The sequence below is a fragment of the Microbacterium terrae genome, assembly GCF_017831975.1.
GTDB classification, from domain to species: domain Bacteria; phylum Actinomycetota; class Actinomycetes; order Actinomycetales; family Microbacteriaceae; genus Microbacterium; species Microbacterium terrae.
On sequence record NZ_JAFDSS010000001.1, the window covers coordinates 3,479,217 to 3,491,070 of the forward strand.

The following is an 11,854-nucleotide window of genomic DNA, read 5'->3' on the forward strand; positions in this document are numbered from 1 at the left end:
TGGCGTCGCCCAGGCGTGCTCAGGTGTCGCGGGGCGGACCGGCCGGCCTCAGGCGTCGCGGTCGAAGCCCATTGCGTAGGCGCGGGCGAACATCGCGCCGAGAGGGGGAGCGAGCATCCCGCGCACCCCGACGCGGCGGAGGGCGTCGGTCGCACTCCCGAGGGGGCGGCCGAGCGCCGTGTTCGCGGTCGCCAGCGCGGCGGCGGTGCGCGCCGAGGCGACCCGACTTCGCTCCCACCTCTCCAGCTCCCGTTCGGGGGCCGTTCCGGTTCGGGTCCAGGCCGCGAGCAGCGGGGCCAGCGTGACCGCGTCGAGGAGTCCGAGGTTCATGCCCTGGCCGCCGATCGGGCTCACCTCGTGCGCGGCGTCCCCGATGACGAACAGGCGCCCCCGCCGCAGGCGCGGCGCGACGAACCTCCGCACGCCGAAAGCCGTCGCCTCGTCGATGGCGTCGGCCGCCTCGGCCTCGCCGACGCGGGTGACCGCCGCGCGAAGCCGTTCACGTCGATCGTCGGCGGCGGGTTCTCCACTGTCGCGGCCGTCCCAGGCGACGTAGCGACGCATGCCGCCGGGCAGGGGGAAGGACTCGAGCACGCCGGCGGAGTCGAGGTTCACCACTGCGACCCCGGGGTCGGCGCCGCCGCCCGCGACAGCATCCGCCATCAGATACCGGTCGGGGTAGGTGCGCACGCGCGTGCCGCCGGGCCGGTAGGCGAGGCCCCGCCCGGCGGCTCCCGAGGCGACGACGACGAGCGGAGCGGTCAGCTCGACGGGGCGTCCGCCGATGCCCGCGCGCACGCGCACGGCGTCGGAGCGCGGGAGGATGCCGGTCACGCGCGCGCCGCGGAGCGGTCGGGGTGCGCGCCCGGCGAGGACGCGTTCGGTCGCGGCCTGGGGCAGCGTCGCGACGAAGGGGAAGCGGCGCGCCAGCCGGTCGAAGCGCACGACGCCGAGTGTGCGCCCAGCCGCTCGCGCCTCGCCGCGCGGCACCCGCGCAGCATCGGCGAGGAGCTCGTCGGTGATGCCCGACGCGGCGAGCGCGCCCAGGACGGGGGAGTGGATGCCGATGGCTCGGCTCCCAGCGCCGGCATCCGGTCGCCGCTCGAGGATGTCGACGTCGACCCCGAGCCGGCTGAGCTCGGCCGCGAGGAGCAGTCCGACGGGGCCGGCTCCCACCACGACCACCTCAGCCATCGGCCCGCCGAGACGCCAGAAGCCGGAACGGGACGGGACGCTCGACCTGCCAGCGATCGCCGAGGACCTCACCGAGCTCGTGCCGCCGGAAGCTGCGCCGGATCGAGCGCAGCCCGTCGGTGCGGAGGAACGTGCCCGGGGCGAACGGGGTGATTCCCACCGTGTACAGGGCGTACGCGGTGCGACTGCGTTCGATGTCGCTGTGCAGCACGATTCCGCTCGAGAGCTGGGCGGACAGCGAGGTGAACGACGCGAGCGCCGCCGCGTCGAGGTGGTGCAGCACGTGGTTCGAGATCACCGCGTCGAATCTCTCGCCGCGGGCGACGAGGGCCTCGGCATCGGACTGCTCGAACGTGATCGACGGTGTGGGGGCGCGTGCAGTCGCCACCGCGTGGGCGCGCGGGTCGGGGTCGACGCCGAGCCACTCGACGGCGAGGCCGTCGCGCGCGGCGAGGCCGGCGAGCCGCACCACGAGATCGCCGCCGCCCGAGCCGAGATCGAGCACTCGCGCGGGGCGGCCGTGCTCTGCGAGGAACGGTCGCAGGCGGTCGCGGTACACGGCGCCCCAGCCCGAGACGAGGCGGTTGACCGTGCCGAAGCGTCGCAGCGTCGCATCCAGCCGCCGCCGGTCGCACCCGGGGTCGTCCATGAGCTCCCGCAGCTGCTCGTCGCGGACGGCGAGACCGGTGCGGTGGGCGGTGACCGTCACGCTGCCGAGTGCTTCGTGAGCAGGGTCGACTCGACGGTGAGCCCCGGGCCGAAGGCGAGACCGGCGATGCGACTGCCGTCGGCGAGGGTGTCGTCGTGCAGCAGCGAGCGCAGGATGAAGAGGATCGTCGCACTCGACATGTTGCCGTGGTCGCGCAGCACCGCCCGGGAGGTCTCGATCGCCGTCGGGTCGAGATCGAGGCCCGACTCCACCCGGTCGAGCACGCTGCGCCCGCCGGGGTGGACGGCCCACGCGTCGGGCGGATCGTCGCCGGCCAGGAACGCGTCGACGGCGCCGCGGATCTCGCGCCCGATGATGCGGGGAACCTCCGCCGAGAGGGTCATCTCGAACCCCTCGTCGCCGATGGTCCAGACCATGTCGGTCTCGCCCTCGCCGGTGAGGGCGGTGGCGAAGCGCTCGAGGTCGAGGCTCGCGCCACTGCGCCACCGCGCATCGGCGCTCACGACCGCCGCCGCCGAACCGTCCGCGAAGACCGACGACGCGACGATCTGCTGGGGGTCGTCGGAGGCGCGCACGTGCAGCGTGCACAATTCGGTGCACACGACGAGCACCACGGCATCGGGCTGCGCGACCGTGATGCGGGCCGCGAGGCGCAGACCGGGGAAGGCCGCGGCGCAGCCGATGAAGCCGAGGTGGTAGCGCTCGACGGTGGGGGAGAGCCCCAGGTCGCGCACGAGCCGGTAATCGGGGCCGGGTGCATAGAAGCCCGTACACGACACGGTCACGACGTGGGTGATCGCCGAAGCCGGCATCCCGATGTCGTCGAGGGCGGCGCGTGCGGCGCTCGCCGACAGCGCCGGTGCTGTCGCCGCGTACACGTCGTTGCGTGCGCCGGTCGAGGGCACGAGCAGCACGCCGTTCTCGACGAAGTCGGTGCCGTCTGGCGCGCCGGGCGTGGTTTCGGCACCGGGGTCTGCGAGCTGGGCGAGCACGGTGTGGCGACGGTCGATCGCCGACGCGTCGAAGGCGGCGTGGATGAGTCGCTGCGACAGGCGGTCCCGGCCGGGCTGCGCGGCGAAGAAGTCGCGCACGCGCTCTTGCGAGATCACCGTCTCGGGGACGGCAGTTCCGATCGAGAGGATCCGTGCGGGCATGCTCTCACCTAAGCACGTGCCGGGGCCCGGAGGGTCATGATCGCCGCGACCCGTCGGGCGGGGTTAGCCTCGAACCCGTGCACATCGAGGGAACCGGGCGATACGTCTTCTGGTCGCAGTGGGTGCTGGCGGTGTTCCTGCCGTTCTGGATCTTCGTCGGACGCGGCTTCCTGGGCGCGGGGCTGGGCTGGGTCGGGTTCCTCGGCATCGCCTCCGGCTGGATCCTGATCGTGCTCCTCCTGGTGCCGCCCGTGCTCACGCTGCTCGACGCTCCCGTCCGCCGGGCCCGGGCGACCCGCACCTGGTACGACATCGCGACCGCGCTGCTGTGGCTCGGGCTGCTCGTCGCCGGGCTCTCGATCCCCGACAGCGGCGACTCCGGCGACCTCGACACGGTCTTCATGCTGTGGTTCGGTGCGAGCGAGGCGGTGTCTGCGGTGGTGTTCGCGATCGCGGCGTCGGCGTCGCTCATCGCGTGGATCGCCGCGGTCGCGTTCGCCGCCGGCGGCATCCGCGAGTCCCGTCGTTCTCCCTGAACCGCCTGCCTCGGCGAGCAGCGGCCGGGTGAGCCGCGGTCGGGTCAGCGGGGGTCGGGTCAGCGCGGGTCGGATGCTGCGGCTGCGGCATCCGCTTCGCCGGCGGTGACTGCGGTCGCGGCATCCGTCGCCGCCTCGGGGTCTGCGGGCGCATCGGGAAGGTCGCGCATCTTCCAGAACGGACCGATCACCACGAACGCGCCGGCGAGCAGCTGGCCGGTGGCCGCGATCCACATCGTGGGGGTCGTGCCGATCCACTCGCCGACGACGCCCGCGAGCAGTGCGCCGATCGGCATCACGCCCCAGACGCAGAAGCGGATCGAGGCGTTCATGCGGCCGAGCAGCCGGGGCGGCGTGATGCGCTGCCGGAAGGTCACCTGGGTGATGTTGTAGACCAGGATGAGGAAGCTCATCAGGAACCCCTGCACCACGAGCAGCGGGAACGCGAACTGCGGCACGAGCGCGGCGACCGGGAGGAACATCGGGACGACGCTGAAGCCGATCCCGCCGATCGGGATGGCGCGGGCCTCGCCGACCCGCGCGACGATGTGCGGCGTCGCGATGGCGCCGAGGAGTCCGCCGGCAGCGCCGAGCGAGAAGATCACGCCCATCGACTGCGGGGTGAGGCCGAGCTCGCGCAGCAGGAAGATCGGCAGCAGGGTGAACGACATCGTGTTGAAGAAGTTCGAGACGGCGGTGGTCGCCACGATTCGCTTGAGCAGCGGGTTGCCGAACACCCACCGGAGTCCCTCCGCGATCTCCAGGCGCAGCGGGCGGCGGGTGGCGGGGTCGTGGGGCTGCTCGTGGTCGCGGGTGACCACCAGGGCGAAGAACGACGCCACGTAGGTGAAGACCGTGACGAGGATCGCGATCGGCGCGGTGAGCACGCCGATGAGCCAGCCGCCGACGGCGGGGCCGGTGAGTCCGGCGAGCTGCTGCGTCGTCTCGAGCTTGCCGTTCGCCTCGGCGATCTGACGTGCGCCCACGAGTGAGGGGATGATGCTCTGATACGACACGTCGAAGAACACCGTGGCCACGCCCATCACGAGGGCGACGACGAACAGGTGCCAGACCTGCAGCGTGTCGAGCCACCAGAGCACCGGCACCACCGCGAGAGCGACGGCGCGCACCGCGTCGGCCCAGATCATCACGTGGCGCTTGCGCAGGCGGTCGATCCAGGCGCCCGCCGGCAGGCCCACGATGAGGAAGGCGGCGAAGGTGGAGGCGTTGAGCACGCCGACCTCCCACTCCGTCGCATGCAGCACGAGGACGGCGAGCACCGGGAGAGCGAGCTCGGTGATCTGCGCGCCGAACTGACTGAACGCCTGGCCGGTCCACATGCGCAGGAAGTTTCCGTCGTGCCAGAGCGAGCGCTGGTGGGTCGGGGCGCCGGGTGCTGCACCCTCGACTGATTGAGACATGTCGATCAGTCTGTGCCAGCGATTGAGGTTTGTCAATCGGTCGCACTAGCATGGGGCCATGACCGGCCAGGAGCGCAGCAGCATCGAGCGGTCCGTCGTGAGCGTGAACGCCGACGACGCCGAGGTCCAGGCCCGCGCCCGAGCGCTGAGCTCACCGGTGCGCATGCGCATCCTGCGTCTGTGCGCGTTCGAGTCGCGCACCAACAAAGAGCTCGCCGAACTGCTCGGCGTGAATCCGGGGACGATGCTGCACCACGTGCGCACACTCGTCCAGACCGGCTACCTCGCCGCCCAACCCGAGCGCGCCGGTGCTCAGGGTGCGCGCGAGGTGCCGTACCGGGCCACCGGTCTCTCATGGCGAACCTCGATCCCCGAGGGGTCTCACACACTCGTCGCGACGTTCCTGCAGCAGATCGAGGGGTTGCGCTCGGAAGATCTCGACATCGCATGGATGGGGCTGAAGCTCAACGCCGAGCACCGCGTCGAGCTCGAGCGGCGGCTCTACGCGCTGCTCGACGAGTTCCGCGAACGCGGGCCCGACGCCGACGGCGACACGTACTCGCTGTTCACCGCACTGCACCCCGACCACAATCCTCCGAGCGGGCGCTGACGCCACCCGCGCCTGCTCCGGGTGCCGGTTCGAGACCTCCGAGCGGGCGTGCACCCTGCCGCCGGGCCGCCGTGCAGAACTCCACGGATCCGGTGCCGCTTCGCGCGGGACCGCGCCCGATCTCGCTTCACGCTCGCAGAAATCCGGCCGAATTTGCGGAGTTCTGCACGAGTCACGACGACTGGCAACGGCCTACGGTGGCGACATGACCATCGCGACGGCCGATCTGTACGACGAACGGGGAGACGAGCTCGACTCGCTCTCGCTCCAGCTGCACGACTTCGGCGGGCACGTCGGCTTCGAAGGGCCCGTGCGCACGGTGCGGTGCCACCGCGACAACGCCCTCGTCAAGCAGCTGCTCGCGACGCCGGGTGACGGGGCAGTGCTCGTGATCGACGGCGGGGGCTCGCTCGAGTCGGCGCTGGTGGGCGACCTCATCGCCGCGTCCGCCGTCGACAACGGCTGGGCGGGACTCATCGTGCACGGGGCCATCCGCGACCGCGACGCCATCGCCGCGCTGCCGATCGGCGTGAAGGCGCTCGGGTCGAACCCCCGCAAGAGCGCGAAAGACGGTGTCGGCGAGATCGACGTCGAAGTGGTCGTGGCCGGGGTGCGTTTCGCGCCGGGGCTGCGGGTGTGGGCGGATGCCGACGGGGTGCTCGTCGAGCGCTGAGCTCTCGTCGTGCCCGCCCCGCCGCGACGCCCCGATGGGCCAGACCGACCCCTCGACAGCGGTCGGGAGGAAGAGGATGCTTGGGCGCAGGGGGCACCAATCATCCACATCAGGGGGTTCCCATGTTCACTGCTGACAAGCCGTTCTCGAGCTTCTCGGTCGACGATCTCGAGGCCGCGAAGGAGTTCTACGGTGGCACGCTCGGGCTGTCTGTCCGCCCGTCCGACGAGATGGGCGCGATGGCCATCGACCTCGCCGGCGGGGGCCATCTCTTCATCTACAGCAAGTCGAACCATGAGCCCGCGTCGTTCACCGTGCTGAACTTCTCGGTCGACGACGTCGAGGCTGCGGTCGACGACCTCAATTCTCGCGGCGTCGTCACCAAGATCTACACCGACCCCGACTACGGCACCGATGCGAAGGGCATCAGCCGTGACTTCGAGGGCGGGCCGTCGATCGCGTGGTTCCGCGACCCCGCCGGCAACGTCATCGCGGTCGGCGAGATGGTCGACGGGATGCTGTAGCCCGCGGCATCCGGAGCCATCAGGACAACCGCCGACCGGGTGAGCCGACCAAGGCGTCCACCCCGGGCCTCGCACGGTCACGCGACCCCCGACCGCGTGACCGTGCGCACCCCTCAGCCGGCGAGCGCCTCGCGCAGCTTGACCCGCGCGCCCATGCGCAGCAGGGAGTTCTCGTAGATTCGCGCACCCACCCAGATCGCCGCGATGCAGGTGGCGATGAGGATGGCGAGCGACAGCAGCGGCTCCCACCACTGCGCCTCGCCCAGGAAGATGCGCATCGGCATGCCGATCGGAGCGGAGAACGGGACGTACGACATGATGCCGAGCACCACGGGGTTGTCGAAGAAGAAGATCACCAGGAAGTACGGCGCCATGATCAGCATCGTGAGCGGCGTCGTGGTCGACCCGATGTCCTCCTGGCGCGAGACCATCGACGCAGCGGCGGCGAACAGCGACGCGAGCAGCACGAACCCGAACAGGAAGAACACCGCGAACCACGCGATCGGGGTGCCGAGCCCCTGCAGCAGCTCGGTCTGCCCGGTCACCGTGAGCCCGATGATCGCGATCGCCGACAGCAGCAGGATCTGAGCCATGGCGAGGATGGTGTTGCCGATCACCTTGCCCGCCAGGAGCGTGCGCACCGGGATCGCCGAGAGCAGCAGCTCGACCACGCGGGTCTGCTTCTCTTCCACGACGCTCTGCGCGATCGTGCCACCGAACAGCGACGCGGCCATGAGGAAGACCACCCCGAACCCGATCGCGGCGATGTATGCGAGCGCCCACGCGGTCGCCTCGGGGTCGAGGAGTTCGACGGTGGGCGTCTGCCCGAGCATCAGCAGCAGGCTCGACGACACGTCGGACTCGCCGATGAGAGTGAAGCCGGTGGGGGAGGCCGGGTCGGCGATGATCGCCGCGTCGACGGTGCCCTCGGTGACCAGCGCCTCGGCCTCGGCGCGATCGGCGACCTCGGTGACGTCGAGCCCCGGCACGTCTTCGACGTACGCCGATGCGTCGGAGGTGACCGCCACCGGGGCTCCGCTCTCATCGGATGCGGCGAACCCGGCCCAGATCACGAGGGCGAGCGCCCCGAGGAGCAGGATCGCCGTCGAGATGACGAACGCCTTGCTGCGCAGCTTCGAGCCGATCTCGCGCTCGGCGACGAGCCAGACGCCCTGGGCGGTGCTGAGGCTGGGGCCGGAGCCGGCGCGGGGGCCGGCGCTGGGGGTGGTGGTGCTCACTGGATGACCTCCTTGAAGATCTGGGCGAGAGTCGGATGCTGCGGGGCGAAGCTGGCGACGTCGCCTTCGGCGACCGCGCGCCGCAGCACCCGCTGGGCGGTCTCGTCGGAGTCTGCGTCGAACACGGCGTATCCGCCCGCGAAGTCGACGACGTCGACGCCGGGCTCGGAGCGCAGCCACCCCGCGTCGCCGGCCGACACCAGCTCGAAGCGGCGACCGGCGTACTTCGCCCGCAGATCGTCTCGTGCGCCGTCGGCCCGGATCGTGCCGCCCGCGATGATCACGAGGTCGTCGCACAGCCGCTCGACCACGTCGAGCTGGTGCGACGAGAACACCACGGCGGCGCCGGCGGCGGCACGCTCCTGGAGCACGGCGGCGACGACGTCGACCGCGAGCGGGTCGAGGCCGGAGAACGGCTCGTCGAGGATCAGCACCTGCGGGTCGTGCACGAGGGCCGCGGCGATCTGCGCGCGCTGCTGGTTGCCGAGCGACAGGGTCTCGACGTTGTCTCCGAGGCGCTCGCCGAGCCCGAGCTGCTCGAGCAGAGCGGTCGCGCGGGCGGCGGCATCCGTCTTCGAGAACCCGTGCAGCCGCGCGAGGTACACGATGTGCTCGAGCACCTTCATCTTCGGGTAGAGGCCGCGCTCCTCGGGCATGTACCCGAATCGACGGCGGTCGGATGCGGTGACCGGGGTGCCGTCGAGGGTGACCGTGCCGGCATCCTTCGCCAGCACCCCGAGCACGATGCGCATGGTGGTCGTCTTGCCCGCACCGTTGCCCCCGACGAAGCCGGTGAGCCGGCCCGGCCGGACGTCGAACGACACGTCGTCGAGCACGCGGCGATCGCCGTAGCTCTTGGTGATTCCTCGCAGTTGCAGCATGTGGTTTCGTCCTCCTGGTTCGACGGTACGGAGAACGGATGCCGGCGGCATCCCCCTCAGGGAGGGTTTCGAGCCCCGTCGGGTGGGGGAGTCCGTCGGCCGAGCGTCATCGGAGGTCATGCTCCATGCGTCGGAATAGAACGCCCAGGTGCATGTGTTCGAATGGATGTCACGTCCAACGGTGGTCCTCACCGGAGGGCGCCTGTTTTTGATAGGAGCAGTTTCATGACCGACCGGACCATCGGCTACATCGTCGGCAGCATCTCGTCGACCTCGATCAACCGTCGTCTCGCCCTGGCGCTGCAGCGCCTCGCCCCCGAGGGCACCACCCTCGTCGAGATCCCGATCAAGGACCTCCCCTTCTACTCGCCCGACTTCGACGCCGACTACCCGCAGGTCGCGCGCGACTTCAAGCAGGCCATCGAAGACGTCGACGGCGTCATCATCGTCACCCCCGAGTACAGCCGCTCCGTCCCCGGCGTGCTCAAGAACGCCCTCGACTGGGCCGCCCGCCCGTGGGGCCAGGGCTCGTTCAACGGCAAGCCCACCGCGGTCATCGGCACCTCCGGCGGCGGCATCGCCACCGCCGCGGCCCAGCAGCACCTCAAGGCCGTGCTCAGCCACTACAACGCCCCGACGCTCGGCCAGCCCGAGGGCTACGTGCAGTCGACGCCGGGTCTGTTCACCGAGACCGGCGAGGTCACCAACGACCAGACCGCCGAGTTCCTCGTAGGCTACCTCGAGGCGTTCGGCGCACTCATCGAGCGCTACGCGCCGGTTCCCGTCGCCGCCTGAGCCCCTCCTTCATTCCGGACGGGGCTCCCAGCCCCGCCGGGTGAGAACACACGAACGCACCCTCCCTGTTCGCAGGAGGGTGCGTTCGTGTGTTCTCGCGGGAGATTGGGGTCGGCGGAGGTCAGACCAGGGCGTGGCGGTGCGCGTAGACCACCAGCGCCACCCGGTCGCGCGCGCCGAGCTTCTGCAGCACGTTCGACACGTGCGTCTTGACCGTGGCTTCGCCGATGAACAGCCGCTCCGCGATCTCGGCGTTGCTCAGCGCCTGCGCGACGAGGCGCAGCACGTCGTGCTCGCGGTCGGTGAGCTCGGGCGCCGCCGCGCGGACGAGCCCGGTATCCCGTTCAGGCCCGCTGGAGGTGATCGGTTCCGCCCCCAGGATTCGGGGGCTGGATGCCCCGGTTCCGGGGGCGGAGTCACTCCCGGCACCTTCGGCGGCGGCGAAGCGGGCGATCACGCGCTTGGTCACCTCGGGCGACAGCAGGGCATCGCCTGCTGCGGCGACCCGCACGGCGTTCAGGAGCTCCTCGGGTCCGGCGTTCTTCAGCAGGAACCCGGTCGCGCCGGCCGACAGCGCGTCGAACAGGTAGTCGTCTCGGTCGAACGTCGTGACGATCACGACGGCGGCGTCCGTCGCGGGGTCGGCGACGATCCGCCGCGTGGCCTCGAGACCGTCCATGATCGGCATCTGCACGTCCATGCAGATCACGTCGGGGCGGAGGTCGGATGCCGCGGCCACGGCGTCGGATCCGTTCGCGGCCTCGCCGATCACGACCACGTCGTCGGCGGCTTCGAGGATCATCCGGAACCCCGCGCGCATCACCGCATGGTCGTCGACGAGGAGCACGCGGATCGCGGTGCCCGTCATGACGCCACCGCCGCGGCGAGCGGCATCCGTGCTCGCACGAGGAATCCGCCGCGCGGATGCGGACCCGCTTCGAGGGTGCCACCCGACGCCGCCGCGCGCTCGCGCATGCCGACGATCCCGAGTCCCGGGCGCATGGCCGCGCCGACCCGACCGGTGCTCGCGACTTCGAGCTCGAGCGCTCCCGCCTCGTAGCGCAGTCGCACCTCGGCCCGGGCATCCGCCCCGCCGTGGCGGCGCGCGTTCGTGAGCGCCTCCTGCGCGATGCGGTACGTGTTCACCTGCACGATCTCGGGCGGCTCGCTCGGCTCTCCCACGACGGTGAGCTGCGTCGGCAGGCCGTTCGCGTTCGCATGCGCGACGAGGTCGGCGAGCCCCGACAGGTGCACGGTCGATGCGCTGTCGCCGTCGCCGCCTCCCGGCGTGCGAAGCGTCTCGAGCAGGTGCCGCAGCTCGTCGAGAGCGGAGCGGGCGGATGCCTCGACCCCGAGCATCGCCGTGCGAGCGGCATCCGGATCCCGCTCGAGCACGGCGCGGGCGGCGCCCGCCTGCACTCCCATCGCCGAGACATGGTGGGCGACGACGTCGTGGAGCTCGCGGGCGATGCGCACGCGATCGAGGGCGACGGCCTGCGCGGCGGTCAGCTCGCGCTCGAGCTCGAGCTCGCGAGTGCGCTCCTCGAGCACGGTGCGGGCGATCGCCGCCGCGTAGGCGTGATCGCCCATGTAGTAGGCGCCGCCGAAGAAGGCGACGTTCACCAGGAACTGGATGAGCATGAACGCGACGAACGGCGAGAACAGACCGTCACGCGAGAGCCCCTCGTCGTCGGGGGCGATGGCCGACTGGAACGTCGTCACCATCAACCACACGAACATGCCGACGATGATCGCGGCGCGGACGTACAGCGCCCGGCGGCGATCGTCGACCCACGCGCCGACGGTGTAGAACGCGATGAAGAGCGCGATGTTGCCGACGTAGAGCTCGGGGATGCGGGCCGAGACGCCGATGAAGAACACGACGGCGACCGTGCACGCGACGATCTCGGGATGCCGGCGGCGCAGCGCGAGCGGCACGGTGAGCCCGGCGGAGTAGAGCAGCGCCCACCCGAGTGCGGGCGAGCCGCCGCCGTAGACGCCCGCGGTCGAGCCGAGCGCCGCGCTGAGGATGGCGCCGAGCAGCAGGGCGCCCGCGAGCCAGATGTCGTTGCGGAAGTCGCGCGCGGTGGCCGGGGCGCGGAGCAGCGCCGGCGTCGACGTCGAGAAGGACATCCCTCCACGCTACGGGGGAGGCACG

General features: G+C 71.3%; 13 protein-coding genes. 5 read left to right on the plus strand and 8 right to left on the minus strand.

The annotated features are described in order from the left end of the window. Window positions 1-48 precede the first annotated feature (48 nt). The 3 genes from JOD63_RS15850 to JOD63_RS15860 are packed head-to-tail and all read right to left on the minus strand — an operon-like array spanning window position 49 to window position 3,018. Window positions 49-1,194 carry an FAD-dependent oxidoreductase gene (locus tag JOD63_RS15850; RefSeq protein ID WP_045275538.1) on the minus strand — a complete coding sequence of 382 codons (1,146 nt, stop codon included), beginning with the start codon at window positions 1,192-1,194 and terminating at the stop codon, window positions 49-51. Beyond that, window positions 1,187-1,903, minus strand: a complete 717-nt coding sequence (locus JOD63_RS15855) for a methyltransferase domain-containing protein (RefSeq protein WP_271180720.1) — start codon at window positions 1,901-1,903, stop codon at window positions 1,187-1,189. Before JOD63_RS15855 ends, JOD63_RS15850 begins: the two co-directional genes overlap by 8 nt. After that, on the minus strand, window positions 1,900-3,018 hold the full coding sequence (locus tag JOD63_RS15860) for a type III polyketide synthase (protein ID WP_045275537.1): 1,119 nt from the start codon (window positions 3,016-3,018) through the stop codon (window positions 1,900-1,902). The genes JOD63_RS15855 and JOD63_RS15860 overlap by 4 nt, the downstream gene beginning before the upstream one ends. 77 nt (window positions 3,019-3,095) lie before the next feature. On the opposite strand from JOD63_RS15860, the gene JOD63_RS15865 reads away from it, so the two are divergent. Continuing rightward, window positions 3,096-3,554 (plus strand): hypothetical protein, encoded by a 459-nt coding sequence (locus JOD63_RS15865; RefSeq protein WP_045275536.1) that lies wholly within the window; start codon window positions 3,096-3,098, stop codon window positions 3,552-3,554. A gap of 59 nt (window positions 3,555-3,613) precedes the next feature. Here JOD63_RS15865 and JOD63_RS15870 read toward each other — a convergent pair whose 3' ends face one another. Further along, window positions 3,614-4,975 (minus strand): MFS transporter, encoded by a 1,362-nt coding sequence (locus tag JOD63_RS15870; protein ID WP_084613496.1) that lies wholly within the window; start codon window positions 4,973-4,975, stop codon window positions 3,614-3,616. Between the two features lie 58 nt (window positions 4,976-5,033). Here JOD63_RS15870 and JOD63_RS15875 point away from each other — a divergent pair, with 58 nt between their 5' ends. The 3 genes from JOD63_RS15875 (at window position 5,034) to JOD63_RS15885 (ending at window position 6,782) form a co-directional block, all read left to right on the plus strand. After that, the gene (locus JOD63_RS15875; RefSeq protein ID WP_045275535.1) at window positions 5,034-5,585 is read left to right on the plus strand and encodes a winged helix-turn-helix domain-containing protein; all 552 of its coding nucleotides are present in this window, start codon (window positions 5,034-5,036) and stop codon (window positions 5,583-5,585) included. A gap of 205 nt (window positions 5,586-5,790) precedes the next feature. After that, window positions 5,791-6,258 carry a ribonuclease E activity regulator RraA gene (gene rraA / locus JOD63_RS15880; RefSeq protein ID WP_045275534.1) on the plus strand — a complete coding sequence of 156 codons (468 nt, stop codon included), beginning with the start codon at window positions 5,791-5,793 and terminating at the stop codon, window positions 6,256-6,258. Between the two features lie 122 nt (window positions 6,259-6,380). Then, entirely contained in the window at window positions 6,381-6,782 is a 402-nt protein-coding gene (locus JOD63_RS15885) for a VOC family protein (protein WP_045275533.1), read from the plus strand. A gap of 113 nt (window positions 6,783-6,895) precedes the next feature. Here the strand turns inward: JOD63_RS15885 and JOD63_RS15890 are convergent, their stop codons facing one another. Continuing rightward, window positions 6,896-8,020 (minus strand): ABC transporter permease, encoded by a 1,125-nt coding sequence (locus JOD63_RS15890; RefSeq protein ID WP_045275532.1) that lies wholly within the window; start codon window positions 8,018-8,020, stop codon window positions 6,896-6,898. After that, window positions 8,017-8,901 carry an ABC transporter ATP-binding protein gene (locus JOD63_RS15895; protein WP_045275531.1) on the minus strand — a complete coding sequence of 295 codons (885 nt, stop codon included), beginning with the start codon at window positions 8,899-8,901 and terminating at the stop codon, window positions 8,017-8,019. The genes JOD63_RS15890 and JOD63_RS15895 overlap by 4 nt, the downstream gene beginning before the upstream one ends. A 225-nt stretch (window positions 8,902-9,126) precedes the next feature. On the opposite strand from JOD63_RS15895, the gene JOD63_RS15900 reads away from it, so the two are divergent. Then, a complete protein-coding gene (locus JOD63_RS15900) occupies window positions 9,127-9,696 on the plus strand; it encodes an NADPH-dependent FMN reductase (protein WP_045275530.1) in 570 nt (189 codons plus the stop codon). 121 nt (window positions 9,697-9,817) lie between these two features. On the opposite strand, the gene JOD63_RS15905 is transcribed toward JOD63_RS15900, so the two are convergent. Further along, window positions 9,818-10,564, minus strand: a complete 747-nt coding sequence (locus tag JOD63_RS15905) for a response regulator (RefSeq protein WP_045275529.1) — start codon at window positions 10,562-10,564, stop codon at window positions 9,818-9,820. After that, entirely contained in the window at window positions 10,561-11,829 is a 1,269-nt protein-coding gene (locus tag JOD63_RS15910) for a sensor histidine kinase (RefSeq protein WP_045275528.1), read from the minus strand. The genes JOD63_RS15905 and JOD63_RS15910 overlap by 4 nt, the downstream gene beginning before the upstream one ends. Window positions 11,830-11,854 lie beyond the last annotated feature (25 nt).